This window comes from Pseudogemmobacter bohemicus (genome assembly GCF_003290025.1).
Classification (GTDB): Bacteria; Pseudomonadota; Alphaproteobacteria; order Rhodobacterales; family Rhodobacteraceae; genus Pseudogemmobacter; species Pseudogemmobacter bohemicus.
On record NZ_QNHG01000001.1, the window covers coordinates 576,694 to 602,555 of the forward strand.

27 protein-coding genes and 1 pseudogene are annotated in these 25,862 nt (G+C 64.1%); 20 read left to right on the forward strand and 8 right to left on the reverse strand.

Features of this window, described 5'->3' with window-relative positions; all coding sequences use genetic code 11:
• Window positions 1–3 precede the first annotated feature (3 nt).
• From DRF71_RS02725 to DRF71_RS02805, 17 genes are all read left to right on the forward strand, one after another.
• Entirely contained in the window at window positions 4–537 is a 534-nt protein-coding gene (locus tag DRF71_RS02725; protein WP_112309042.1) for an HK97 family phage prohead protease, read from the forward strand.
• Between the two features lie 40 nt (window positions 538–577).
• Window positions 578–1,771 carry a phage major capsid protein gene (locus tag DRF71_RS02730; RefSeq protein ID WP_112309043.1) on the forward strand — a complete coding sequence of 398 codons (1,194 nt, stop codon included), beginning with the start codon at window positions 578–580 and terminating at the stop codon, window positions 1,769–1,771.
• A 73-nt stretch (window positions 1,772–1,844) separates the two neighbouring features.
• Window positions 1,845–2,444, forward strand: a complete 600-nt coding sequence (locus DRF71_RS02735) for a head-tail connector protein (RefSeq protein ID WP_112309044.1) — start codon at window positions 1,845–1,847, stop codon at window positions 2,442–2,444.
• Window positions 2,441–2,779 (forward strand): head-tail adaptor protein, encoded by a 339-nt coding sequence (locus DRF71_RS02740; RefSeq protein WP_112309045.1) that lies wholly within the window; start codon window positions 2,441–2,443, stop codon window positions 2,777–2,779. Before DRF71_RS02735 ends, DRF71_RS02740 begins: the two co-directional genes overlap by 4 nt.
• Window positions 2,776–3,171 (forward strand): DUF3168 domain-containing protein, encoded by a 396-nt coding sequence (locus DRF71_RS02745; protein WP_112309046.1) that lies wholly within the window; start codon window positions 2,776–2,778, stop codon window positions 3,169–3,171. The genes DRF71_RS02740 and DRF71_RS02745 overlap by 4 nt, the downstream gene beginning before the upstream one ends.
• A 42-nt stretch (window positions 3,172–3,213) precedes the next feature.
• Entirely contained in the window at window positions 3,214–3,627 is a 414-nt protein-coding gene (locus DRF71_RS02750) for a phage major tail protein, TP901-1 family (RefSeq protein WP_112309047.1), read from the forward strand.
• A complete protein-coding gene (locus tag DRF71_RS02755; RefSeq protein ID WP_112309048.1) occupies window positions 3,627–3,947 on the forward strand; it encodes a gene transfer agent family protein in 321 nt (106 codons plus the stop codon). Before DRF71_RS02750 ends, DRF71_RS02755 begins: the two co-directional genes overlap by 1 nt.
• Window positions 3,944–4,198, forward strand: a complete 255-nt coding sequence (locus DRF71_RS02760) for a rcc01693 family protein (RefSeq protein ID WP_112309049.1) — start codon at window positions 3,944–3,946, stop codon at window positions 4,196–4,198. Before DRF71_RS02755 ends, DRF71_RS02760 begins: the two co-directional genes overlap by 4 nt.
• The gene (locus DRF71_RS02765; RefSeq protein WP_112309050.1) at window positions 4,155–4,808 is read left to right on the forward strand and encodes a phage tail tape measure protein; all 654 of its coding nucleotides are present in this window, start codon (window positions 4,155–4,157) and stop codon (window positions 4,806–4,808) included. The genes DRF71_RS02760 and DRF71_RS02765 overlap by 44 nt, the downstream gene beginning before the upstream one ends.
• 11 nt (window positions 4,809–4,819) lie before the next feature.
• Window positions 4,820–5,449 (forward strand): phage distal tail protein, Rcc01695 family, encoded by a 630-nt coding sequence (locus DRF71_RS02770; protein ID WP_112309051.1) that lies wholly within the window; start codon window positions 4,820–4,822, stop codon window positions 5,447–5,449.
• Window positions 5,446–6,360, forward strand: a complete 915-nt coding sequence (locus DRF71_RS02775) for a DUF2163 domain-containing protein (protein WP_112309052.1) — start codon at window positions 5,446–5,448, stop codon at window positions 6,358–6,360. The genes DRF71_RS02770 and DRF71_RS02775 overlap by 4 nt, the downstream gene beginning before the upstream one ends.
• Window positions 6,347–6,802, forward strand: coding sequence for a C40 family peptidase (locus DRF71_RS02780; protein WP_232831269.1), 456 nt, complete (start codon window positions 6,347–6,349; stop codon window positions 6,800–6,802). The genes DRF71_RS02775 and DRF71_RS02780 overlap by 14 nt, the downstream gene beginning before the upstream one ends.
• Before the next feature lie 18 nt (window positions 6,803–6,820).
• Window positions 6,821–10,720 carry a baseplate multidomain protein megatron gene (locus tag DRF71_RS02785; protein WP_112309054.1) on the forward strand — a complete coding sequence of 1,300 codons (3,900 nt, stop codon included), beginning with the start codon at window positions 6,821–6,823 and terminating at the stop codon, window positions 10,718–10,720.
• Between the two features lie 105 nt (window positions 10,721–10,825).
• Window positions 10,826–11,632, forward strand: a complete 807-nt coding sequence (gene cysE, locus DRF71_RS02790) for a serine O-acetyltransferase (RefSeq protein ID WP_112309055.1) — start codon at window positions 10,826–10,828, stop codon at window positions 11,630–11,632.
• Window positions 11,633–11,686: 54 nt separating this feature from the next.
• On the forward strand, window positions 11,687–12,313 hold the full coding sequence (locus DRF71_RS02795) for a lysophospholipid acyltransferase family protein (protein WP_112309056.1): 627 nt from the start codon (window positions 11,687–11,689) through the stop codon (window positions 12,311–12,313).
• Window positions 12,310–13,251 carry a phosphatidate cytidylyltransferase gene (locus tag DRF71_RS02800; protein ID WP_112309057.1) on the forward strand — a complete coding sequence of 314 codons (942 nt, stop codon included), beginning with the start codon at window positions 12,310–12,312 and terminating at the stop codon, window positions 13,249–13,251. Before DRF71_RS02795 ends, DRF71_RS02800 begins: the two co-directional genes overlap by 4 nt.
• A gap of 18 nt (window positions 13,252–13,269) precedes the next feature.
• Window positions 13,270–13,956 carry a CDP-alcohol phosphatidyltransferase family protein gene (locus tag DRF71_RS02805; protein ID WP_112309941.1) on the forward strand — a complete coding sequence of 229 codons (687 nt, stop codon included), beginning with the start codon at window positions 13,270–13,272 and terminating at the stop codon, window positions 13,954–13,956.
• Between the two features lie 125 nt (window positions 13,957–14,081).
• On the opposite strand, the gene DRF71_RS02810 is transcribed toward DRF71_RS02805, so the two are convergent.
• The 7 genes from DRF71_RS02810 to DRF71_RS02840 form a co-directional block, all read right to left on the reverse strand.
• Window positions 14,082–15,404 carry a pyruvate dehydrogenase complex dihydrolipoamide acetyltransferase gene (locus tag DRF71_RS02810; protein WP_112309058.1) on the reverse strand — a complete coding sequence of 441 codons (1,323 nt, stop codon included), beginning with the start codon at window positions 15,402–15,404 and terminating at the stop codon, window positions 14,082–14,084.
• Between the two features lie 13 nt (window positions 15,405–15,417).
• A complete protein-coding gene (locus DRF71_RS02815) occupies window positions 15,418–16,791 on the reverse strand; it encodes a pyruvate dehydrogenase complex E1 component subunit beta (RefSeq protein ID WP_112309059.1) in 1,374 nt (457 codons plus the stop codon).
• Window positions 16,792–16,805: 14 nt separating this feature from the next.
• The gene (pdhA, locus tag DRF71_RS02820) at window positions 16,806–17,792 is read right to left on the reverse strand and encodes a pyruvate dehydrogenase (acetyl-transferring) E1 component subunit alpha (RefSeq protein ID WP_112309060.1); all 987 of its coding nucleotides are present in this window, start codon (window positions 17,790–17,792) and stop codon (window positions 16,806–16,808) included.
• Window positions 17,793–18,014: 222 nt separating this feature from the next.
• The gene (locus DRF71_RS27155; RefSeq protein ID WP_157970895.1) at window positions 18,015–18,509 is read right to left on the reverse strand and encodes a hypothetical protein; all 495 of its coding nucleotides are present in this window, start codon (window positions 18,507–18,509) and stop codon (window positions 18,015–18,017) included.
• A 132-nt stretch (window positions 18,510–18,641) separates the two neighbouring features.
• A complete protein-coding gene (locus DRF71_RS02830) occupies window positions 18,642–18,944 on the reverse strand; it encodes an FtsB family cell division protein (protein WP_112309062.1) in 303 nt (100 codons plus the stop codon).
• 184 nt (window positions 18,945–19,128) lie between these two features.
• The gene (locus DRF71_RS02835) at window positions 19,129–20,022 is read right to left on the reverse strand and encodes a fructose bisphosphate aldolase (protein ID WP_112309063.1); all 894 of its coding nucleotides are present in this window, start codon (window positions 20,020–20,022) and stop codon (window positions 19,129–19,131) included.
• Window positions 20,023–20,121: 99 nt separating this feature from the next.
• A complete protein-coding gene (locus DRF71_RS02840) occupies window positions 20,122–21,312 on the reverse strand; it encodes a phosphoglycerate kinase (protein ID WP_112309064.1) in 1,191 nt (396 codons plus the stop codon).
• 185 nt (window positions 21,313–21,497) lie between these two features.
• Between DRF71_RS02840 and DRF71_RS02845 the strand changes: the two genes are divergently transcribed.
• The 3 genes and pseudogenes from DRF71_RS02845 (at window position 21,498) to hisD (ending at window position 24,253) form a co-directional block, all read left to right on the forward strand.
• The gene (locus tag DRF71_RS02845) at window positions 21,498–22,007 is read left to right on the forward strand and encodes a peptidylprolyl isomerase (RefSeq protein WP_112309065.1); all 510 of its coding nucleotides are present in this window, start codon (window positions 21,498–21,500) and stop codon (window positions 22,005–22,007) included.
• Window positions 21,997–22,647 (forward strand): annotated as a pseudogene (locus DRF71_RS02850) (peptidylprolyl isomerase); the annotation flags it as partial. The gene DRF71_RS02845 and the pseudogene DRF71_RS02850, both read left to right, overlap by 11 nt.
• Before the next feature lie 301 nt (window positions 22,648–22,948).
• Entirely contained in the window at window positions 22,949–24,253 is a 1,305-nt protein-coding gene (gene hisD, locus DRF71_RS02855; protein ID WP_112309067.1) for a histidinol dehydrogenase, read from the forward strand.
• A 111-nt stretch (window positions 24,254–24,364) separates the two neighbouring features.
• On the opposite strand, the gene DRF71_RS02860 is transcribed toward hisD, so the two are convergent.
• Window positions 24,365–25,765, reverse strand: coding sequence for an aspartate aminotransferase family protein (locus DRF71_RS02860; RefSeq protein WP_112309068.1), 1,401 nt, complete (start codon window positions 25,763–25,765; stop codon window positions 24,365–24,367).
• Window positions 25,766–25,862 lie beyond the last annotated feature (97 nt).

The following is a 25,862-nucleotide window of genomic DNA, read 5'->3' on the forward strand; positions in this document are numbered from 1 at the left end:
GTGATGCTGGAACATAAATTCTGCCGGCCCGAGGCCGGGCTGGTGCTGACCGAGGGGCGCGAGCTTTCTGGCTATGCATCCTTGTTTGGGGTGAAGGATCAGGGCGGCGATACCGTGGCGCCTGGGGCGTATCACGCGTCGCTTACGAGGCTGGCGGCGAAGGGCGGCAAGGTGCGGATGCTCTGGCAGCATGACCCGACGCAGCCCATCGGCATCTGGGATGAGGTGCGCGAGGATGCCACCGGTCTTTGGGTCAAGGGGCGGCTTTTGACCGATGTGGCGAAGGGGCGCGAGGCGGCGGCTTTGCTGGAGGCGGGTGCGCTGGACGGGCTGTCGATCGGCTACCGGACCTTGCGCTCGGAGCGTGAGGGGAAGGGGCGCAAGCTTTTGGAACTTGAGCTTTGGGAAGTGTCGCTGGTGACCTTCCCGATGCTGAGCGAGGCGCGGGTGGCGGCGAAATCGGAGGAGATGCTTTCGGTTTTTGACGGGCTTGCCGCGCTTTTCGACAGTGCAAGGCGTGACCTTGCGGGGCGCTGACCGCGCGCCCGGGATTTCTGCCTGACAAGAGGAAAATCGGATGACGGAGAGAGAAATCCGGGCCGGGGAAATTTCCCCGGGCCTGAGCCCGGCTGCGGAGGTGAAAGCCGCCATGGCCGGATTCCTGAAAGAATTCAGTTCCTTTCAGGTCGACGTGAAACAATCGCTGCAACATCAGGAAGAGCGACTGACCATGCTTCAGAAGAAAACCATGACCTGGGGCCGCCCGGCACTTTCCGCTGCCGTGGAGGAGAATGCACCGCATCAGAAGGCGTTCAACGCCTATCTGCGCTCGGGCGATGATGACGGGTATCGGGGCCTCGCGATGGAGGGTAAGGCGCTCTCGAGCGCAGTGGCGGCGGATGGCGGCTATCTGGTCTCGCCGCAGACGGCGGATCAGATCCGCTCGATGCTGATCTCGACCTCTTCGCTGCGCTCGGTTGCCAATGTGGTGCAGGTCGAGGCAACCTCGTTCGATGTGCTGATCGACCGTTCCGAGGTCGGTTCGGGTTGGGCGACCGAGGCGGCGGCCACTGCCGAGACCGCGACGCCCACACTTGAACGCATCCAGATCCGGCTGCATGAGTTGTCGGCGATGCCGAAGGCCAGCCAGCGGCTGCTCGATGACAGCGCTTTCGATGTTGAAGGCTGGCTTGCCGGAAAGATCGCGACGCGCTTCATTCGGGCTGAGGCGGCGGCCTTCATCAACGGGGACGGTGTCGACAAGCCGAAGGGCATCCTCTTGCCCACGAAGGTGGCGAACGCCTCCTGGACCTGGGGCAATCTCGGTTATGTGCCGACCGGCGCTGCGGCGGATTTCGCCACCACCAATCCGGCCGATTGCATCATAAACCTGGTCTACGCCCTGGGTGCCGATTACCGCGCCAATGGCACCTTCCTGATGAATTCGAAAACCGCCGGCGCGGTGCGGAAGATGAAGGATGCCGATGGCCGCTTCCTGTGGTCGGATGGTCTGGCGGCGGGCGAGCCTGCGCGTCTGATGGGCTATGCCGTGCTGATCTGCGAGGATATGCCCGACGTCGCTGCGAACAGTTTCCCGATTGCGTTCGGCGATTTCAACGCCGGCTACACCATCGCCGAGCGCCCGGATCTGCGCATCCTGCGCGATCCGTTCTCGGCCAAGCCCCATGTGCTTTTCTATGCGACCAAGCGTGTCGGCGGCGATATTGCCGATTATGCCGCCATCAAACTGCTGCGTGTCGCGACCTCCTGACGATCTGACGCCGGGCCGGGCCGTTCGCGGCCTGGCTCCCTTTCTTCGACCGTGAGCAATGGGGGCGCAGGGTATGAGACTGACGGAAGAAACGGCGGTGCCGGTGGCGAGCCTGCCGCTGGCAGCGTTGAAAGAACATCTGCGCCTTGGCAGCGGTTTTGCGTTGGCGACGGATCAGGATGCGCTGCTGGAAAGCCATCTGCGCGCAGCGATTGCCGCGATCGAGGGGCGGATTGCCAAGGCCGTGATCCGGCGCCGCTTTTTGCTGGAGATGGAGACCTGGCGCGATGCTGAGGCCCAGGCGCTGCCGCTGGCCCCGGTCTCATCTCTGGTGAGCGTCGAGCTGGTCTCGGCTTTGGGTGTGGCGACTGCGGTGAACCCGGTGCTGTACCGGCTGATCCAGGACCAGCACCGGCCGCGCATCGCGGGAACCGGGGCGGCCTTGCCCGAACCGGCGACGGGCGGCGCGGTGCGGGTGGTGTTCGAGGCCGGTTTCTCGGCGACCTGGGCGGGGGTGCCGGCCGATCTGCAACAGGCGGTGATGCTGCTTGCGGCGGAATATTACGAATTTCGCCATGATCCTGGCACCCGTGGCGCCGGCCTTCCGGGCGCCGTTGAAGGGCTGATCGGGCGCTGGCGGCTGATCCGAGTGCTGGGCGGGGGGCGGCGATGAGGGCGCCTCAGCTGCGCCAGCAGCTTGCCCTCGAAGAGGCGACCCGGCTGCCCGATGGCGCCGGTGGCTTTACGCTCAGCTGGGCGCTGGTGGGGCTCCTCTGGGCCGAGATGGTGGCGGGAACCGGGCGCGCCCCCTCGGGGGAGGAGCTGATCCTGACCTCGGTTGCCTGGCGTATCACGGTGCGCGGCGCCCCCGCAGGTGCCGCCGCCCGCCCGCGCCCCGAACAGCGGTTCCGACTGGGGACACGGATTTTCACCATCCTCGCGGTGGCGGAGAATGACCCGGGCGGCCTCTGGCTGACCTGCACCTGCCGTGAGGAGGCGCCGAAATGAGCTATGCAGCAGCAGCGGCTTTGCAGGCGGCCGTTTTCCAGCAGCTGAGCACGGCGCCGGTTTTGGCGGGGGTTGCGGTGCATGATGCGTTGCCGCCCTCGCCGCCGGGGCTTTTCGTCCTGATCGGGCCGGAGGATGTCCGCGATGCCTCGGATAAATCCGGTGCGGGGGCGGATCACCGGCTGGTGATCAGCGTGATCAGCGATGCCGAGGGGTTTCTGGCGGCAAAGACGCTGTCGGTGGCGATTTCGGACCTCATGGCCACGCCGCTGCCGGCACTGTCGCGCGGGCGGCTGGTGAGCCTTGCCTTTGACCGGGCCGTGGCGCGGCGGATCGGCGAGGGCACTGTGCGCCGGATCGACCTGACCTTCCGGGCCCGGATCGAGATTTGATCGGGATCTGAGCCGGAATTCATCAATTTCAAGGAGAAGACCATGGCAGTTCAGGCCGGGAAAGACCTTCTGATCAAGATCGACCAGACTGGCGATGGCCAGTTCGAGACCATTGCCGGGCTGCGCGCCACCCGCGCCAGTTTCAACGCCGAGACGGTGGAAGTTACGAGCCTGGAAAGCTCGGGCGGCTGGCGTGAGCTGCTGGCCGGCGCGGGCGTGAAATCGGCCAGCATCTCGGGTTCGGGCGTGTTTCGCGATGCGGAAACCGATGAACGCGCACGCCAGATCTTCTTTGACGGCGAGATCCCGGCCTTTCAGGTGGTGATCCCGGATTTCGGCGTGGTGCAGGGGCCGTTCCAGATCACCAGCCTGGAATATGCCGGCAGCCATAACGGCGAGGCGACCTATGAGGTCAGTCTGGCCTCGGCGGGTGTCCTCAGCTTCACGGCGCTTTGATGGGGAACCCGTTCGCCGGTGAGGTGGAGATTACGCTCGACGGCGTCCCGCATGTCGCAAAACTGACGCTGGGCGCGCTGGCTGAACTGGAGGCAGGGCTTGGGGAAGCCTCGTTGATGGATCTGGTCGAGCGGTTCGAGGGCGGGCGGTTTTCGGGCCGTGACGTGCTGGCACTGGTGGTGGCTGGCCTGAGGGGCGGCGGCTGGAAGGGGCAGGCGGGTGATCTGGTTGCCGTCGAGATCGGCGGTGGGCCGGTGGCGGCTGCCCAGGCGGCGGCGGCCCTGCTTGCACGGGCGTTCTCGACCGGAGAGCGAGGATGAGCCGGAGGTTCGACTGGCCAGGGCTGATCCGGGCGGGGCTTTACGGATTGGGGCTGGAGCCACGCGTGTTCTGGAGCCTTACGCCGGTCGAACTCCGGATCATGCTGGGGGCGGAGCGGGGGGCTCCGCCCCTGACGCGGGCGCGGCTGGCGGAGCTGGCGGCGTCTTTCCCCGACACCGGGGCTGACAGGATGAAAGGGGATGAGAATGGCGGAAGCGGATCTGCTGGCGGAACAGCTGGCGGGGCTTGAGGAGCGGCTGGGGGCCTCGGCCGCCATGGTCGCGGCCTTTGACGGAGAGCTGGGTCGGCTGCGGGACAGCGCGACTTTCACCTCGCGCGAGGTCTCGACTTTGTCGAATGGCATCGCAGGGGGGCTGAGGCGGGCTTTTGACGGGCTGGCCTTTGACGGGACGCGGTTGTCGGACGCGCTGAAGGGCGTGGCGCAGTCGATTGTCGACACGGTTTATTCGGTGGCGATGCGGCCGATCCACAATGCCGCTGGCGGCGCGATTGCCAGTGGAATCAATGCGGTGATGTCTGGTCTGATGCCCTTCGCCAATGGTGCAGGTTTTGCACAGGGCCGCGTGATGCCCTTTGCAAATGGCGGCGTGGTCTCGGGGCCGGTCGCTTTCCCCATGCGGGGCGGGCGCGGGCTGATGGGCGAGGCGGGACCGGAGGCGATCATGCCGCTGACCCGCGGCGCGGATGGCAAGCTGGGCGTCCAGGCCCAGGGCGGCGGGCGTCCGGTCAATGTGGTGATGAACATCTCGACGCCCGATGTGACCGGCTTCCGGCGCTCAGAGAGCCAGATCGCGGCACAAATGGGCCGGGCGCTGGCGCGCGGTCAGCGGAACAGGTGAGGGACAGGCGCATGTTTCACGAAATTAGGTTCCCCGCCAATCTGAGCTTTGGCTCGGTTGGCGGGCCGGAGCGGCGCACCGAGATCGTGGCGCTCGCCAATGGGTTCGAGGAGCGCAATACCCCCTGGGCCCATTCGCGGCGCCATTACGATGCCGGCGTCGGGCTGAGATCGCTGGATGATCTGGAAGCGCTGATCGCGTTTTTCGAGGCGCGGCGCGGTCAGCTTCACGGGTTTCGCTGGAAAGACTGGTCGGATTACCGCTCCTGCCTGCCTTCGGGCAAGGTCGGGCCGCTGGATCAGGATATTGCGATCGGGGACGGGGTGAGGGTGACCTTCCCGCTTTTGAAGGCCTACCGCTCGGGCGAGGAAAGCTATTCGCGGCCGATCCTGAAGCCGGTGGCAGGGACCGTGCTGGTCGCTGTAGCCGCGGATCAGAAGGTCGAGGGCGTCGAATTCAGCGTCGATGCCGCGAAGGGCGAGATCCTCTTTGAGATCCCGCCGCCTGTCGGTACCCGCATCACGGCGGGCTTTGAATTCGACGTGCCGGTGCGGTTCGACGCCGACCGCATCCAGGTTTCCGTCGCCAGCTTTCAGGCCGGCGATGTCCCCAATGTGCCGGTGGTGGAGATCAGGCTGTGACAATCGCCCTGAGCGAACATTTGCAGAGCGGTGTGACCGGCCTTTGCCATCTCTGGTCGGTCTCGCGGCGGGATGGTGCGGTGCTGGGTTTCACTGACCATGATTGCGATCTGGAGGTGGAGGGGGTGATCCACCGGGCGGGCTCGGGTCTGACCGCAAGCGCGTTGCAGCAGGCGACCGGGCTGGCGGTGGACAATTCCGAGGCCGTGGGCGCGTTGAGCGATGCCGCGATCACGGCGGAGGATCTGGATGCCGGACGCTATGACGGGGCAGAGGTCCGGATCTGGCTGGCCAACTGGCGCCAGCCTGCCGAGCGGCGTGAACTGTTTCGCGGCTCGCTGGGTGAGGTGATCCGGCGCGGCGCCTCGTTTCGCGCCGAATTGCGCGGGCTTTCGGAACCACTGGGGCAGCCGGCGGGCTTTGCCTATACGCGGAACTGCTCGACCGTGCTGGGGGATGGGCGCTGTACATTCAGCCTGCTGACCCCGGGCTATTTCTGCGACATCGCCGTGCAGCAGATCAGCGCAGACCGGCGGGAATTCAGCTTTGACGCTTTGCCGGGATTTGATCCGCGCTGGTTCGAACATGGCCGGCTGGAGGTGATGAGCGGCGAGGCAACCGGCCTTGTGGCGATGATCCGTTCAGATGACCAGCGGCAGGGCGGGCGGCGGATCGTGCTCTGGGAGGGTATACGCGCCGCCCTGATGCCGGGCGACCAGCTGCGACTGATTGCGGGATGCAGCAAACAACCCGGAATCTGTCGGGGGAAGTTCAATAATTTCAATAATTTTCGCGGATTTCCTCACCTTCCGGAAGAGGATTGGCTGACAAGCTATCCGCGTTCTGACCGGCCTGCGACGGGTGAGCCCCGCCGCTTCCCGCTTTCGGGGAGCGTCAATGATTTCACCTGACATGACCATGCAGGCTGCGCAGCTGGCGGTTGCCGAGGCCCGGCTCTGGCTGGGCACCCCCTATATCCATCAGGCAAGCTGCCGGGGGGCCGGCGCCGATTGTCTCGGGCTGATCCGGGGCATCTGGCGAAGGCTTTATGGCGGCGAGCCTTGTCGGCTGCCGGCCTATAGCGCCGACTGGGCCGAAGCGGGTGCCGGTGAGCCCCTGCTGGAGGCGGCGCAGCTCTGGCTGATCCCGAAAGGGGCCGAAGCGACCCCGGGCGATGTGATCCTCTTCCGCATGCGTGAGGGCGGGGTGGCGAAACATCTGGGTCTCCAGTCGGAAACCGGGGCCGATGCCCGCTTTATCCATGCGTTTTCCGGCCATGCGGTGACGGAAAGCGCCCTGACACTCCCCTGGGCGCGGCGCATCGCCGCGCGCTTTTCCTTTCCGCCGATCTGACTGACGGAGCGATATACGATGGCAACCCTTTTGCTCTCGGCCGCTGGGGCCGCGTTTGGTGCAGGCTTTGGCGGCACGGTGCTGGGCCTTTCGGGCGCGGTGATCGGGCGCGCCATCGGGGCCTCGGTGGGGCGGATCATCGACCAGAAGATCCTCGGCGGCGGCTCGGATGCGGTGGAGGTCGGGCGGATCGACCGTCTCAGGCTGATGAGCGCCGGTGAGGGCGAGGCGATTGCAAAGCTCTGGGGCCGGATGCGCATCGCGGGTCATGTGATCTGGGCCTCGCAATATGAGGAACACAGCAATACGCGCCGGGGCGGCAAGGGGGCGTCTGCCGGTGGTTCGGTGACCGAGTATTCCTACACTGTCAGCCTTGCGATCGGGCTTTGTGAGGGCGAGATCCTGCGGGTCGGTCGTATCTGGGCCGATGGCACCGAGATCGAACCCCGGAGCCTGTCGATGCGGATCTATCACGGCACCGAAGACCAGTTGCCCGACCCTAAGATCGAGGCGGTCGAGGGCCTCGGGACGGTGCCAGCCTTTCGTGGCCTCGCCTATGTGGTGATCGAGGATCTCGATGTGACCGCCTATGGAAACCGGGTGCCGCAATTCAGTTTCGAGGTGGTGCGCCGCGCGCAGGGGCCGCATGTGGCCCCCGAGGATACGCTGTCCGGGCTGGTCAGGGCGGTCGCGATGATCCCGGGCACCGGGGAATATGCGCTGGCGACCACGCCGGTTCATATCAGCCACGGGCAGGGGGAGAATGTCGCGATCAACAGCACGGCGCCCTCGGGCCTGACCGATTTCCGCACCAGTCTTGGCCAGCTGACCGAAGAGCTGCCGAATTGTGGTTCGGTCTCGCTGGTGGTGTCCTGGTTCGGCAGCGATCTGCGCTGTGGCCAGTGCGAGGTGCAGCCCAAGGTCGAACAGGCAGAATATGACGGCGAGGGCATGGGCTGGCGTGCGGGTGGCATCACGCGTGGGGATGCCGCCGAGGTCGCGCGGCGCGATGGCAACCCCGTTTATGGCGGCACCCCGGCCGATGCTTCGGTGATCGAGGCGATCCGGGCCCTTCGCGCGGCGGGGCGCGAGGTGATGTTCTACCCGTTCATCCTGATGGAGCAGCAGCCGGATAACGGATTGCCGGACCCCTGGAGCGGTGCCGCTGATCAGCCCGTCATGCCCTGGCGCGGCAGGATCACCACCGATCAGGCGCCGGGGCGCAGCGGCACCACCGACCGGACTGTGGCGGCGGATGCCGAGGTTGCGGCCTTTTTCGGTACCGCCCAGGCCTCGGATTTCATGCTTGCGCTGAACCGCGTCCTTTATACCGGCCCGGCCGAGTGGCGCTATCGCCGCTTCATTCTGCATTATGCGCATCTTTGCGCGCTGGCGGGGGGGGTGGATGCGTTCTGCATCGGATCAGAGATGCGCAGCCTGACTCAGATCCGGAACGGCGCAGATGGCTTTCCTGCGGTGGCGGCGCTGAAGCAGCTTGCGGCGGAGGTCCGTGCGATCCTCGGGCCGGAGGTGAAGATCAGCTATGCCGCCGACTGGACGGAATATGGCAGCTATTTCGCGGATGGGAATCTCTACTTCCCGCTGGATGATCTCTGGGTGGACCCGGCGATCGACTTCATCGGCATCGACAATTACATGCCGCTTTCCGACTGGCGTGATGGCGAGGACCATGCCGATGCCCATTGGGGGGCGATCTGGAACCAGGACTATCTGAAAGCCAATGTCGCGGGTGGCGAGGGTTTTGACTGGTATTATGACAGCCCGGAAGGCGAGGCGGCGCAGGTGCGGCTGCCGATCACCGATGGCGCCTTTGACGAGCCCTGGGTGTTTCGGGTCAAGGATCTGCATAACTGGTGGCTCAACCCGCATCATGGGCGCCAGGGGGCGGTGCGGGCCACGGCTCCGACCGCCTGGATGCCGCAATCAAAGCCGATTGTCTTTACCGAATATGGTTGTGCCGCAATCGACAAGGGCACCAATCAGCCGAATAAGTTCCTTGACCTGATGTCGTCGGAATCCGCTTTGCCCCGGGCCTCTAACGGGGCGCGGGATGATCTGATCCAGATGCAATATCTGCGGGCGATGAACAGCTATTGGGCGGATCCGGCGCATAACCCGGCCTCGTCGCTGTATATCGGGCGGATGGTTGATATGAGCCGCGCCCATGTCTGGGCCTGGGATGCACGGCCCTTCCCGGAATTCCCCGGTCGGGTCGATAAATGGAGCGACGGGCCGGCCTATCTGCGGGGTCATTGGCTGAACGGACGGGCGACCGGCCAGCCTCTCCCGGCGGTGATCGGCGAAATCTGTGGCGACCTGGGACTGACGACGACCGATACCGCCGGGGCGCAGGGGATCGTTCGCGGCTATCTGGTCGATCAGGTGCAAAGCGGACGGGCCAGCCTGCAGCCCTTGCTGCAGACCTTCGGCGTCGATGCCTTTGACCGCGACGGCAGGCTGGTCTTTCAGCGCCGCCTGCCTGGCCTCGACCACAGGCTTGATGCCGGGCTTTATGCGGTGGACGAACTGGAGGGCCAGGCCGAGGTCACGCGCTCTGTCGAGGCGGAAACCGGTGAGTCGATCCGTCTTGGTTTCATTGATTCCGAGGCGAATTTCGAGGCCCGCATGGCCGAGACCCGGCATCCTGGCGACAGCCTGAACCGGGTGGCCGGCACCGAGGTCGCCATTGCGCTGACCCTGGGCGAGGGGCAGGGCGTCACCCGGCGCTGGCTGGCGGAATCGCGGATCGCGCGCGACGGGCTGCGCCTCAGCCTGCCGCCCTCGCGGATGGATGTGGGGCCGGGGGATCGTATCGCCACCGGGGATGGCTCGGTCTGGCGCGTGGATCGGGTGGAGCAGACCGAACTGCGCCGTATCGAGGCCACGCGGATCGAGGGCGGGATCTATGAGACCCGCGATGAAGGCGGCTCGCCCCCCGTGCTCACCCGCTTTGTGGCGCCGGTTCCGGTCTGGCCGGTCTTTCTGGACCTGCCGCTTCTGACCGGGCAGGAGGTGCCGCATCAGCCGCATATCGCGGTGGCGGCAAATCCCTGGCCGGGCTCGGCTGCGCTCTGGTCGCAGACGGCTGCGGGTGGGTTTGCGCTGAACCGGCTGGTCACGGTGCCTTCGGTCATGGGGAGGACCGAGACGGGGCTGGCTTCGGCCCGTCCGGGGGCCTGGGACCGTGGCGAGCCGCTGCGGATCCGGCTGAATGCGGGCAGCCTCAGCGCTGCCGACCCGGTTGCGGTGCTGAATGGCGCCAATGCAATGGCGATCGGCGATGGCTCGCCCGGCAATTGGGAGGTGTTTCAGTTTGCCGGGGCAGAGCTGGTCGCGCCGCAGACCTGGGAGGTTTCGCTGCGACTCCGGGGCCAGGCGGGCACGGATGGGGTGATGCCGCCGGTCTGGCCGGCGGGCAGCACGGTGGTTTTGCTGAACGGAGCGCCGGAGCAGGTCACGCTTGGCTCTGACACGCGCGGGCTGTCCCGCAGCTTCCGCATCGGCGTTTCGGGGCGTGGCTATGACGATCCGAATGTGGTTGAAATCGCTGCCGCCTTTGACGGGATCGGCTTGCGCCCGATGCCGGTCAGCCATCTGCGCAGCCATGGCGCGGCGGGCACCGATCTCAGCCTCAGCTGGATACGGCGGACGCGGATCGGCGGCGATAACTGGCAGCAGCTGGAGGTGCCGCTTTCCGAGGAAAGCGAGGCCTATATGGTCCGCGTTCTGGTCGCGGATATCATCCTGCGCGAAGTGACCGTAACCGCACCGCAATACGCCTATCCGCTGGCACAGCAGCTGGCCGATGGGGCGCAAAGCGGGTTCACCGCGATGGTCGCCCAGCTGTCGCCAAGCTTTGGGCCTGGGCCTTTTCGGGCGGTCAATGTGGGTCCCTGATCCCGGGCGGAACAGTTTCCTTTCCTGATTGCTGATTCTGCCCGCATCGGAGATAATCCATCCTGTTTCCGCCGCCATTTGCAGCGGCTCGATACGGGGATTGCCATGGCCGAAACCAGACAACGTGTCACGACGCTCGATCCGGTCTGGACACGGATCTGCAGCGAGGCTGTCGAGGCGGTCCGTGCCGAACCGCTGCTCGGCTCGCTGATCCATTCGGGCCTGTTGCACCATGCCACGTTTGAACGCGCCCTGGCGTTCCGCTTTTCGCTGAAACTTGCCTCGGGCGAGATGAGCGAGCAGATCCTGCGCGAGATCGCGGATGAGGCCTACGGCGCCACGCCCGAACTTGGCGCGGCGGCGCGCGCCGATCTGATGGCGGTTTATGAGCGTGATCCCGCCTGCCACCGCTATTTGCAGCCGGTTCTGTTCTTCAAGGGCTATCAGGCGGTGCAGGCCTACCGGATTGGACATTGGCTCTGGGACAAAGGGCGGGTCGATCTGGCCTATTTCGTGCAGATGCGGGTATCCGAGGCATTCGGCGTCGATATCCACCCGGCCGCGCGCATCGGCAAAGGCATTATGATCGACCATGCCCATTCCATCGTGATCGGGGAAACGGCGGTTGTCGGCGACAATGTCTCGATGCTGCATTCGGTGACGCTGGGCGGTACCGGCAAGGAGGATGGCGACCGGCATCCGAAGATCGGCAATGGTGTGCTGATCGGGGCAGGGGCCAAGGTTCTGGGTAATATCCGGGTCGGCAATTGCTCGCGTATCGCGGCCGGTTCGGTCGTGCTGGAGGAAGTGCCGCCCGAGACGACCGTGGCCGGCGTTCCGGCGCGGGTGGTCGGCAAAGCGGGTTGCGCGCAGCCGGCGCTGACCATGGATCAGCAATTCAGGGCGGAGTGAGCAGCGGATTTGCCGGCGGGTTTCAGTTCCAGGGTTAAGGTCGTTTTACGCGGCATGGCGGCGGGTTTTTCCGGGCGGGCGATCACACTTTTCGCCCGCATCGTTACCGCGCCCCGCGCTATCTGGTCGGGAATAGAGCCGCTGCCAAAGCAGCGCGTCTATTTTGCCAATCACACTTCCAATGCCGATTTCGTGCTGCTCTGGACAGTGCTGCCGCCGATGCTGCGCGCCCGCACGAGGCCGGTGGCGGCGCTGGATTACTGGCTGAAAACGCCGCTTCGCACCTTTATCGGTCGCGATGTTTTCAACGCCGTTCTGATCGACCGTCGCCCGGAGGAGCGCGCCGAGGATCCCGTCACCCTGATGGGCCAGGCTCTGGCCGGGGGCTCTTCGCTGATCATATTTCCCGAGGGGTTGCGCAATATGACCGAGGAGCCGCTGCTGCCGTTCCGCAGCGGCCTCTACCACCTCGCGCGGCAAAATCCCGGAGTGGATCTGGTGCCGGTCTGGATTTCCAACCTCAACCGCGTGATGCCCAAGGGTGAGATCATTCCGCTGCCGCTGATCTGCACCCTGACCTTCGGCGCTCCGCTGCATCTGGACGAAGGCGAGGAAAAGGCGGATTTTCTCGCCCGATCCCATGCTGCGCTGATCGCGCTGAAAGAGACGGTGCCGGCATGAGCGCAACCCCGCATCTGATCTGGCTTTTGCTTGGCGTGGGCGTGATCCTGGTGATCGCCACCGTGATCGGCGAGGTGCTGCGCGCCCGGATCGCCCCCGATGGCGGCAATCCGGTGATCGAGAACCTGAATGCCAGGATCTCGGCCTGGTGGGGGATGGTGGTTCTCTTGTCGCTGGCCTTCCTGGCCGGGCGGGCGGGGGTGGTCCTTTTGTTTGCGCTCCTCTCCTTCTCGGCCTTGCGCGAGTTCCTCACACTGACAGCCAAGGCCCGCGCCGATCACTGGTCGCTGGCCGGCGCCTTCTTCATCGTGCTGCCGGTGCAATACTGGCTTGTGTGGATCGACTGGTACGGGCTCTATTCGATCTTCATCCCGGTCTATGCCTTCCTGTTGATGCCGGTCGTTTCGGCGCTCAGGGGCGAGACGAAGAGCTTCCTCACCCGTGTTGCCGAAACCCAATGGGCGCTGATGATCTGCGTCTATTGCGTCAGTCATGTGCCTGCGCTGCTGACGTTGTATATCGAGGGATATGAGGGGCGCTCGGTGATCCTGATCGCCTGGCTGATCTTTACCGTGCAGCTTTCCGATGTGATGCAATATGTCTGGGGCAAGCTGTTCGGCCGCCGCCTGGTCGCGCCGCAACTGTCGCCTTCCAAGACCTGGGAGGGGCTGATCGGCGGCGTGATGACGGCGACGACGGCGGGTGCGGCTTTGTGGTGGATGACGCCCTTCACCATGTTCCAGGCCGCCGGCATGGCGCTGGCGGTGACGCTGATGGGGTTCTTCGGCGGTCTCGTAATGTCGGCGATCAAGCGTGATAAGGGCGTCAAGGACTGGGGCCATCTGATCGCAGGCCATGGCGGTTTTCTCGACCGGCTCGATTCCGTGGTTTTTGCCGCGCCGATCTTTTTCCATCTCACCCGCTGGTTCTGGACCTGACCCATGACAGATGACGACATGCAAGATCCTGCCTTCCCCGAACAAACCGGGCCGCAGCTATCGGAGGAAGCCGGCAACCGCCGCCCGATCCGTGCGCGGAGGAGCCGGCTGATCCTGCGGCTGGCGCAGAATCTCGCACAGCGCCAGATCACGCCGAACCAGATTTCGCAGGCTTCTGTCCTGTTCGCGGCAGTGGGATTGTTGTTCTTCTGGGCGGCCTCGGTCTCCGGGCCGATCGGGCAGAGCATTTTGCTCATCCTTGCGGCAGGGATGATTCAGCTGCGGCTCCTGTGCAATCTGCTCGACGGGATGGTCGCGGTCGAGGGAGGCGGTGCCACCCCCTCGGGCCCTTTCTGGAACGAGGTGCCCGACCGCGCTGCCGATCTGCTGCTTTTCTGGGGTGCGGGGCTTTTCGCCGGCGTACCGGCGCTCGGCCTCGGGGTTGGGGCGCTTGCGCTGATCACCGCCTGGCTGCGCGAGCTGGGCCGTGCCGAAGGCTTCACTCCTGATTTTCGCGGACCGATGGCGAAGCCGCACCGGATGGCGGCGCTGACGCTTGCTGCGCTGATCGCCGCATTGTTGCCGGTGGCCAGTACCGGCGCCGCGATCATGGCCTGGTCGCTCTGGCTGATCGGCGCCGGCATCATCGCCACCATCACCCGGCGCAGCATCACTTTGCTGCAAAAGCTCGAAGCCCGCGGCTGACCTCAGAAGCTGGTCCTGGCGGCTGATTTCATCTGTGCTTAAATATCCCGGGGGAGCCTTCGCATTGAAAATGCGAAGGCGGGGGCAGCGCCCCCGCCTTGCGCGGTTTCCAAATATCTGCTGTTTCAGGCCAGCATGGTGACCGGGTTTTCCAGCGCCTCGATCACGGCTTTCAGGAACTGCGCCCCAAGCGCCCCGTCAATGACCCGGTGATCGACCGACAGCGTCATCGACATCATGGTCGCAACCCCGATCGAACCATCCCCGTTCACCACCGGTTTCTTCACCCCGGCCCCGACCGCAAGGATTGCGCCATGCGGCGGGTTGATCACCGCGTCGAAATTCTCGACCCCGAACATGCCGAGATTGGAGATCGCGAAACTGCCGCCCTGATATTCATGCGGCGCGAGCTTTTTCGACTTGGCGCGATGTGCGAGGTCCTTCATCTCGGCCGACAGGGCCGAGAGCGACTTTTTGTCGGCGTCACGCAGCACCGGCGTGAAGAGCCCGCCTTCGACTGCGACGGCAACCGCCACATCCGAGGGTTTCAGCTTCAGGATCCGGTCGCCGGCCCAGACCGCATTGGCATCGGGCACTTCCTGCAGCGCGATGGCGCAGGCCTTGATGATGAAGTCATTGACCGAGAGCTTGACGCCGCGCCCGGTCAGGGCGTGGTTCAGCTCGGCCCGGAAGTCCATCAGCGCGTCGAGTTTGACCTCGCGGCGCAGGTAGAAATGCGGGATGGTCTGCTTGGCTTCAGTCAGGCGGGCAGCAATGGTGCGGCGCATGCCGTCCAGGGCAATTTCCTCGAATTCCCGATCCTGATACATTTTCAGAACCGTCTCGGCAGAGAGACCCGAAGCCAGCGCTTTTGTGGGGGTCGGGGTCGCCGCCCCGGCGGGCATCGAGCCCGCCGCGCCGGCTGCTGCCGCGGGCGCTACGGCTGGCGCGGCACCTGGTTTTGTCTGTTCGACATCGGCCTTGACGATACGGCCATGCGGCCCGCTGCCCTGCACTGCAGCGAGGTCGATGCCCTTTTCCTTTGCGATCCGCCGCGCCAGCGGCGAGGCGAAGACGCGGGCACCAGTGGCCGCCGGAGCGGGCGCCGCTGCCGGAACCACAGCTGCGGCGGCAACCGGCGCACTGACGGATGCCTGAGGCGCAGCGGCCCGGGGCGGGGCGGGGGCCACAGAAGAGGCGTCCTCGCCCTCTTCCAGCAGCATGGCGATCGGGTCATTGACCTTCACCCCCGTCGTGCCCTCAGGGATCAGGATCTTGCCGATCACCCCCTCATCGACCGCCTCGAACTCCATCGTCGCCTTGTCGGTCTCGATTTCGGCGATCACCTGGCCGGATTTGACGGTGTCACCCTCTTTCACCAGCCATTTTGCCAGCGTGCCTTCCTCCATCGTCGGAGAAAGCGCCGGCATCAGGATCTGAATTGCCATTCCCTCATCCTCCTCAGCGGTAGCAGACCAATTTCACGGCCGTGACGATTTCGGCGGGCGTGATCAGCGCCAGCTTCTCCAGATTGGCGGCGTAAGGCATCGGCACATCCTTGCCAGTGCAGGTCACGACGGGTGCGTCCAGATAATCAAACGCCCGCTGCATGATCGTCGATGCCAGATGGTCGCCGATGGAGCCCACAGGGAAACCCTCCTCGACCGTCACGCAGCGATTGGTCTTCTGCACGCTTGCCAGCACGGTGTCATAGTCAATCGGGCGCAGCGTACGCAGGTTGATCACCTCGGCCTCGATCCCCTCCGCCGCCAGCGCTTCCGCCGCCGCCAGCGCATGGGAAACCCCGATCCCGAAGGAGACCAGCGTCACATCCGTCCCCGCCCGCATGACCGAGGCCTTGCCGAAGGGGATGGTGAAATCATCGCCGACCGGCACCTCGAAAGAGCGGCCATACATGATCTCGTTTTCCAGGAAGATCACCGGGTTATTGTCCCGGATCGCGCTCTTCAGGAGGCCTTTGGCGTCGGCAGCCGAATAGGGCATCGCCACTTTCAGCCCGGGGATCGCCGCATACCAGGCGGCATAGTCCTGGCTGTGCTGGGCGCCCACGCGCGCCGCCGCCCCGTTCGGGCCACGAAAGACCATCGGCGAGCCCATCTGGCCGCCCGACATATAAAGCGTCTTCGCGGCCGAGTTGATGATATGGTCAATCGCCTGCATCGCGAAGTTGAAGGTCATAAACTCGACAATCGGGCGCAGGCCACCCCAGGAGGCGCCAACCGCGATCCCGGCGAAACCATGTTCGGTGATCGGCGTATCAACAACCCGCTTCGGCCCGAACTCATCCAGCAGGCCCTGGCTGATCTTATAGGCGCCCTGGTATTCGCCAACCTCTTCCCCCATCAGGAAGACATTGGGATCAAGGCGCATCTCTTCCGCCATCGCCTCGCGCAGAGCCTCGCGCACGGTCATGGTCTTCGTCGCGACACCCTCGGGCAAATCGCTATGCGGCCAGCCCTGGGCTGCAACTACCGGGGCGGCGCGCGCGGCAGCTGCCGCCGGGACGGCCTCGATGGCCGGAGCGGCGGCGGCAACCGGAGCAGGGGCGCTGACAACGGCATCCGCGCTCTCGCCCTCCTCCACCAGCACCGCGATCGGCGTGTTCACCTTCACGCCCGCCGTGCCTTCCGCGACCAGCAGCCTGCCGATGATCCCCTCATCCACCGCCTCGAATTCCATCGTCGCCTTATCGGTCTCGATCTCGGCAATGACCTGGCCCGATTTGACCACGTCACCCTCTTTCACCAGCCATTTCGCCAGCGTGCCCTCCTCCATCGTCGGAGACAAAGCCGGCATCAATACGTCTACTGCCATGATCTCTCTCCCCCTCAGACGGTAATGTCGGTCCAGAGATCGCTCAGCGGCGGCTCCGGGCTTTCTTTCGAGAATTCAGCCGCCTCATTCACCAGCGCCTTGATCTCTTTGTCGATGTTCTTCAGGTCATCCTCGGATGCGAGGCCCCCCTGCAACAGCAGATCGCGGACATGCTCGATACAGTCCTTCTCGGTCTTGATCTTCTCGACCTCTTCGCGCGTCCGGTATTTCGCCGGATCCGACATCGAGTGACCGCGGTAGCGATAGGTCATCATCTCAAGGATATACGGCCCCTTGCCCGCGCGGCAGTGGGCGACCGCCTTCTCACCAGCCGCCTTCACCGCCAGCACATCCATGCCATCGACCTGCTCGCCGGGGATGCCATAAGCCACGCCGCGCTCATAAAGCGTCGTCGATTTGGTCGAGCGCTTCACGCTCGTCCCCATGGCATATTGGTTGTTTTCAATGACGAAAATCACCGGGAGCTCCCAGAGCTCTGCCATGTTATAGGTTTCATAGACCTGGCCCTGGTTGGCCGCGCCATCGCCGAAATAGGTGAAGGTCACATTGTCATTGCCGAGGTACTTGTCGGCAAATGCGAGCCCCGCGCCCAGCGGCACCTGCGCGCCGACAATACCATGGCCACCGTAGAAATGTTTCTCTTTCGAGAACATATGCATCGAGCCGCCCTTGCCCTTCGAATAGCCCCCGATGCGCCCGGTCAGCTCGGCCATGACGCCCTTCGGGTCCATGTCGCAGGCCAGCATATGGCCGTGATCGCGGTAAGAGGTCAGGCGCTTGTCACCCTGCTTCGCCGCAGCTTCCAGGCCGACCACAACCGCTTCCTGGCCGATATAGAGGTGACAGAACCCCCCGATCAGCCCCATGCCGTAAAGCTGGCCCGCTTTTTCCTCAAAGCGGCGGATCAGCAGCATCTCGCGGTAATACTTCAGCAGCTCGTCTTTCGAGACATTGGGTCTCGCATCGGGCTTGCGTGCCATTGGGCTCCTCCCTGGAGTAGGTTCAGCAAATGGTTTAGCGTTAAACCATCCATACAACATCGGAGATTATTGGGTCAAACGCGAAAATGTCCACGCCACGCCGTCGCAACGACAGGGCGTCGCCGCCTGTTACAGTGCCGGAGTGAGCGGCTCACCCTTCCGGCGGCAGCAGTTCAAACTCTGCATTCCAGAGACCCCAGGCGTTGCCGAACCCGGTTATCTTCAACTCAATCCTGTCATTCCCTCTGCGGAGCTTGCGATGTGCTGGTCAAGTGCTTTCGGAACGCAGATTAAGCCAGGCCGTTCTGATGAGGGCACGTCACGCCTGATGGAATAAGCCGTTTTGCAGGGCACATTTCCAGCGGCTCTCATGACCGAAACGGTTTGCGATGTTCCTGATGATCCGAAGGCTGAAAGCAGGATTGGTGCAGAATGGCTCGTTATCATCCATGCAGAGGCAATGGCCACTACGATGGAGATAACCAGGACGCGGGTCTTGACATGTGTTGTTCCGGGCGAAGTGGCAGAGCGTCTTGCCCCTTGCCGCAGCAAGACGAAGAGAAGTATTCCCGTTGCTGCCGCGACATACGGGGCGGCCTGGCGGAAGATCGCCGTCGTGTCCAGGCTGGAGTAATACCCGAACATGCCCGTGCCAGTGCCGTTTGCCAGCTTTGGCAGAAGCAAAAGCGCCACCAGTATTCCGATCACATATTTCATAGTGCCACCGACTGTCGCGAGGGCAGAGATGGCCTGGATTTCGGGTGAAACTGTGGCCCGTCCCGGGCGCAGGTATGAAGCTCTGTTCCGTCGCAGCTCTGTCAGAGTGCGGCGCTCAGATTGGCTCGCCGCTCAGCGGATCACGATCTCATCGGCACGCATATAGCCCAGCACATCACGGGCGCGCTCATCGAGCAGATCCATGTCGAGATAGTCATCCGACAGCCGATGGGTCAGGTTCTGCATATCGGCAAGCTGCACCGCCAGCTTGTCACGCTCGACCGTCAGACCGGCGGCCTCGGCGCGGATTTCGACCCGGCGGAACACACCGTAATCGCCCTGCACGGCGGCAAAGGTGAAATAGGCGCCCAGCGTGAACATCAGGGCGAAATAGATCAGCCCGCCCATATTATGGCGCCGTTGTTGCCTGGTCATCTGCCCGTCTGCCCATCAATTGGCCTCTCTGACGGAGGCTGCCAGAAAATTATGCCATGAAACGAATCAGAAGGGAATCCCCCATGCGGCGGGATTCCCTTCATTTTTCTTCGAAATCAGATCAGCCGGCGCCAGATTAACCAGCCCCCGGATCAGCCGGCGCCAGGATCAGCCAGTCCCTGGATCAGCCAGCCACAGAGGCCGCATGGATGGAATCGACCGCCGATTTCAGCGTGGCGTCGAATTCACCCTCGGATTGCTGCGCTTTCAGACCTTCGGACAAAGCACGCGAGAAGGACGCGATCATGCCGCGGTTCTTCGCCAGCAGCGCATTGGCCTCATCGCGCGAATAGCCGCCCGAAAGTGCGACCAGCTTCAGCACCGCAGGGTGATCGACGAGGGGGGCGTAGAAATTCGCCTCCGACGGGATCGTCAGCTTCAGCATCACCTGCGTGCCCTTCGGCAGGGCGTCGAGATGCGCAAGGATCTCGCGGCGCAGGATCGTCTCGGCGGCGGCCTTGTCGGCGATGGAAATCGTGACTTCCGGCTCGACGATCGGCATCAGACCATGGCTGCTCACCTGTTTCGCGATGGCGAATTGCTGGTCAACCACCGCCTTGATGCCATCCTCATTCGCGGCCGAAATCACCGAGCGTTCCTTGGTGCCATAGATGCCCGCGCGCACTGCTTTTTCCAGCAGCGCGTCCAGCTCGGGCATCGCTTTCATAACCTGGCAGCCATTGACCTCGGCATCGAGCCCCTTGTCGATCTTGAGGAAAGGCACCACGCCGCGCTTTTCCCAAAGATAGGTGGCGGTCGGGATGCCGTCGATGTCACGGTCCATCGTCTGTTCGAACAGGATGGCGCCGATCACCTTCTGCCCCGAAAAGGCCGGCGATTTGATGATGCGGGCGCGCATCGCATGGACCAGATCGAACATGCCGGCCTCGTCGGACCAGGCATCGGCCTCGACGCCGTAGAGTTTCAGCGCCTTCGGGGTCGAGCCCCCCGACTGGTCCAGCGCCGCGATAAAGCCCTGGCCCGCGCCGATCTGCGCCGTCATTTTTTCAGTGGTCATGGTCAAAACCCTTCCCCGGATCCTCAGAGTCCCTGTTCCCACGCGCCATAGCCTTTTGACCAGGGCGCACGCAATGCTGTTAGCGCGACCGGGCGCGCATCAGGCAAGAAGCGCCGCGACGCCCGGCAATTCCTTGCCCTCCATCCATTCAAGGAAGGCGCCGCCGGCGGTCGAGATGAAGGTGAAGGCGCCCGCAGCCCCGGCCTGGTTCAGCGCGGCCACGGTATCGCCGCCGCCCGCGACCGAGATCAGCTTTCCTGCCTCGGTCAGCCGCGCCGCTTCTTTCGCCGCCGCCACCGTGGCGCCGTCGAACGGGGGGATCTCGAAAGCACCCAGCGGACCGTTCCAGATCAGCGTTGCGCATTGGCCCATCACGGCCTTAAGCCGCGCCACCGTCTCCGGACCGGCATCGAGGATCATCGCATCCGCAGGGCAGCCTGATGCATTGGTGATCTGGCTGGCCGCGCCGGCCCTGAACTCGCGCGCCACCACCACATCGACCGGCAGATGGATCTGGCAGCCGGAATCGCTGGCCTTTTTCAGGATCGCGCGGGCGGTATCGGCCATATCGCGCTCGGCCAGCGATTTGCCGACCTCGATTCCCTGCGCCACAAGGAAGGTATTCGCCATGCCGCCGCCAATCGCCAGGTGATCGACCTTGCCGACGAGGTTCCCCAGCAGATCAAGTTTCGTCGAGACCTTCGCGCCGCCGACCACTGCGATCACCGGGCGGGCCGGGGTGCCAAGGGCTGCCTCCAGCGCCTTCAGTTCCGCCTCCATCAGCCGGCCTGCCGCATGCGGCAAAGCGCGCGCCAGCGCCTCGGTCGAGGCATGCGCGCGATGCGCCGCTGAAAAGGCGTCATTCACATAAACATCGCCAAGCGCGGCAAATTCCGCCGCCAGCCCGGCATCGTTTTTCTCCTCGCCCGGCTGAAAGCGGGTATTCTCCAGCAAAACCACATCGCCGGGGCCTGCCGCAGCAATCGCCGCCTTCGCCACTTCGCCGGTGCTCTCAGAGGAGAACACCACCTTGCGGCCAAGGCTCGATTCAACAGCGCCCGCGATGCGGCCAAGGCTCATTTCCGGCACGACCTTGCCCTTCGGGCGGTCGAAATGCGCCAGCAGCACCACTTTGCCGCCGCGCGCGATGATATCCTCGACCGTTGGGCGGATCTTGTCGATGCGGGTGGTGTCGGTGACCCGATCCCCCTCCATCGGCACATTGATATCGACCCGTGTAAGCACCGTCTTGCCGGCCAGTGCGATATCATCCAGCGTTTTCCAGCCCATCGGTCTCTCCCAGGATGCGTCATTCGGTTTGGGTTAGCGCTAACAAGCCAGCTGTTCCCGGCTTTTCGCGCAATTCTTTCCGCCCATTTTGCCGCCCCGTCAACCGATCACGCCCATTTGCCCTTCCCCCCCGATGCGCTTGCGGTTAATTTCCCGCCCGACCAGAAGCCTGCAAGGGAAGCACAATGGCCGAGATCAAGGACCCCGAGAACACCATCATCCTGACGCTGAAAGACGGCGAAGTGGTGATCGAGCTTCTCCCGGATGTCGCACCGAAACATGCCGAGCGCATGAAGCAGCTCGCGCGCGACAAAGCCTATGACAATGTGGCTTTCCACCGCGTGATCGAGGGCTTCATGGCCCAGACCGGCGATGTCGAGCACGCCAATATGGAAAAAGATTACAATCCGCGCCGTTCGGGCACGGGTGGTTCGCAATATGACGATCTGCCGGCCGAGTTCTCGAAACTCCCGCATGATCGCGGCACGCTGGGCGCGGCGCGTTCGGCCAATCCGAATTCGGCGAACAGCCAGTTCTTCATCAATTTCAAGGACAACCATTTCCTCAACGGCCAGTATACCGTCTATGGTCGCGTGATTAAGGGCATGGAATTCGTTGATAAAATCACCCGGGGCGAGCCGCCGGTCACCCCTGATCGCATGATCACCGTGAGGGTTGCATCCGATGTTGCGTAAGGTTCTTGCCGTTTCCCTGCTGATGGCGACCCCCGCCTTTGCGCAGGATGTGCCCGATCTGCCCGGGCCGAATCTGGTGCTTGACATCCAGGGTGAAGCCAATGGCCGGGTGGTCATTGACCTTCTGTCCGACAAGGCGCCGCAGCATGTGGCGCAGATCGTCACGCTGGCGAAAGAGGGCGCCTATGACGGCGTCGTCTTCCACCGCGTGATCGACGGTTTCATGGCCCAGACCGGCGATGTGCAGTTCGGCAAGCCCGCGACTTTTGCCGAAGAGATCGCCAAACTGCCGAAAGGCGCGGCTGAGGGCACCTATAACCTCGGTGGGATGGAGATCCCTGCGGAATTCATCAGCGCTGGTATGGGTGGCTCGGATCTGCCTGACATCCCGTCGGAATTCTCGGACCTCTCCTTCCAGCGCGGCATTGTAGGCATGGCCCGCAGCAATGATCCGAATTCGGCGAACAGCCAGTTCTTCATCATGTTCGCGCCGGGCGATTTCCTTGACGGGCAATATACCGTTGTCGGTCGGGTGATCTCGGGCATGGATGTGGTCGACAAGATCAAACGCGGTCCGGCAGAGCTGAACGGCTCGGTCGCCGAGAATCCGGATGTGATCGTCAAGGCCAGCATCGAGGAAGAGGCCGCGGCGCCGACCTCGGGCGCCGAGCCTGCGGGCGGTGAAGGCGGCCTGGGCCCGGTGATGGAAGAAGTGGCACCGGCTGAAACCCCCGCTGAAGCTCCGGTCGAAGTGCCGGCCGAGGCAGCTGTCGAGGCTCCGGCACAATAAGCCGCGACAAAGATCAGGAAAGGGCGGGGCGCGGGTTATCGCGCGCCGCCCTTTTGCATTTGCGGCCTGTTTGCCGCCGCCTGTTTACCTCGGCGGCGGCGCGGGTTATGCGCGGGGCAACAGGCGGCATATTCATGCGCGGAGGCCCGCAATGGCGCAATTTCTTTCCACCCGGGAACCCGGTTTCGAGGCGGAATTCACCGCTTTCCTCGGCATGAAACGCGAGGACAGCCCCGAGGTGGATGACGTGGTTGCCGCGATCATCGCCGATGTGCGGGCGCGGGGCGATCAGGCGGTGACTGATCTCACCGCGCGCTTTGACCGGCTGGCGGTGACCCCCGACCGTCTGGCCTTTTCCCCCGCCGAGATCGAGGCGGAATGTGCCAAAGTCGTGCCCGAGGATGCAGCGGCGCTGACCCTCGCGGCGGAACGCATCCGCGCCTATCACGTCCGCCAGATGCCGCAGGACCAGATGTGGACCGATCCGGAAGGGGCCACCCTCGGCTGGCGCTGGACGCCGGTTTCTGCCGCCGGCCTCTATGTGCCGGGCGGGCTCGCCTCTTACCCGTCTTCCGTGCTGATGAACGCGATCCCGGCGCGGGTGGCCGGGGTGGGGCGGCTGGTGATCACCTGCCCGACGCCGGGCGGCGAGGTCAATCCGCTGGTGATCTATGCCGCCAGACTGGCCGGGGTCGATACGATCTACCGGATCGGCGGCGCCCAGGCGGTGGCGGCGCTGGCCTATGGAACCGAAACCATCCGCCCGGTCGACAAGATCACCGGGCCGGGCAATGCCTGGGTTGCGGCGGCCAAGCGGCGGGTATTCGGCAAGGTCGGGATCGACATGATCGCCGGTCCCTCCGAGATCCTGGTGATCGCCGATGGCACTGCCGATCCGGATTTTGTGGCGCTGGATATGCTGAGCCAGGCCGAGCATGACGCTTCTGCCCAGGCAATTCTTGTCACCCCGGATGAGGGTTTCGCCCGCGCCTGCGTGGCTGCGCTGGAAAAACGGCTGCAAACGCTGGAGCGGCGCGAGATCGCCGCCGCCTCCTGGCGTGACAATGGCGCGGTGATCCTGGTCAAAGACCTGGCCGAGGCGGCTGTTTTGTCGAATCGCGTCGCACCCGAGCATCTTGAGATCTGCACCGAAGACCCGGAGGCGGTTTCCGCCCGGATCACCCATGCCGGCGCCATCTTCCTTGGCCAATGGACGCCCGAGGCCATCGGCGACTATATCGGCGGGCCGAACCATGTGTTGCCGACGGCGCGCTCGGCGCGGTTCTCCTCGGGGCTGTCGGTGCTGGAATTCCTCAAACGCACCACGGTCGCGAAAATGACGCCGCAGGCGCTGGCGGCCATCGGACCGGCGGCCGAGCGGCTGGCGATTTCGGAAAGCCTGGAGGCGCATGGGCTGAGCGTGCGCGCGCGGCTCGACCGGCTGAACCGGGCCTGAGAGCAGGGGCATTAGAGACGGGGCCGGGCCGGGGCAGGCGGGCAGTACAGAAAAAGGCGGGCCAGAGCCCGCCTTTTCATCTTCCCGCCTTTTGATCCCGAAACCGAGCGATCAGCCTGCTTTGGCGACCAGCAGACCGTCTTTCTGCAGGCCGGCATAGCATTCATCCAGCGATTTCGTCGCGCGCTCGATCAGGATGTCGATCTCGGCCGGTGTGATCACCAGCGGCGGCGAGATGATCATGCGGTCGCCGACATGGCGCATCACCAGATCATTGGCAAAGCAACGCTCGCGCGCGCGCAGGCCAACGGTGCCCTCTTCCGAAGCGAACTTTGCCCGTTTCGCCTTATCCGGCGTCAGCGCGATGGAGCCCATGAGTCCGGTCAGCACCGCCTCACCGACCAGCGGGTGATCGGTCAGCTTCGACCAGCGCTCGGCCAGATAGGGGTTGGCGACGTTCTTCACATGATCGACCACGCCTTCATCTTGCATGATGCGCAGGTTTTCCAGCGCGACAGCCGCCGCAACCGGGTGACCCGAATAGGTATAGCCATGGTTGAAATCGCCACCCGAACCCACGACCTCGGCCACGTCATCCGAGACGATCGAGCCGCCGATCGGCGCATAGCCTGAGGACAGACCCTTGGCGATGGTCATAATGTCGGGTTTGATGTCAAAGGTCTGGCTGCCGAACCAGTTGCCGGTGCGGCCAAAGCCGGTGATCACCTCGTCAACGACCAGCAGGATATTGTATTTCTTGCAGATTCTCTGAATTTCCGGCCAGTAGGTTTTCGGTGGAATGACCACACCACCGGCGCCCTGCACCGGCTCGCCGATGAAAGCCGCGACATTTTCGGCGCCGATCTCCAGGATCTTCGCTTCCAGCTCCTGTGCGCGGGCAAGGCCGAAGGCGTCGATATCCATATCGCCGCCCTCACCCCACCAATAGGGCTGGTTGATATGCTCGACCCCGTCGATCTTGCCGCCATGGGCATGGATCGGCTTCATCCCGCCAAGCGAGCCGCCGCCAAGCGTCGAGCCGTGATAGCCGTTCCAGCGCGCGATGATGGTGCGCTTTTCCGGCTGGCCCTTGACCTGCCAATAGCGGCGCACAAGGCGGATATTGGTGTCATTGGCTTCCGATCCCGAACCGGCAAAGAACACATGGTTCAGATCGCCCGGCGCCAGTTCCGCCAGTTTCGCCGCCAGGGCAATTGCCGGCACATGCGTGGTCTGGAAGAAGGTGTTGTAATAGGGCAGTTCCATCATCTGGCGCGCGGCAACCTCGCCCAGCTCTTTGCGCCCGTAACCGATATTGACGCACCACAGACCCGCCATACCGTCGAGAATCCGGTGCCCTTCGCTGTCGGTCAGCCAGCAGCCTTCGCCGCGCAGGATCACCCGCGCGCCTTTTTTTGCCAGCGCCGCCTTGTCGGTGAAAGGGTGGAAGTGATGCGCCGCGTCAAGCTTTTGCAGCTCGGCCGTGGGCGTGTTGTTGTTGATCATATTCATGGTGATCACCCTTTCCGTCAGGAAGAATCAGCAGGCGCGGGGCGCCCTTGCCAGGCAGAATATGGGCAATCCGGGTGGCCTTCAAGGAATTTGACCC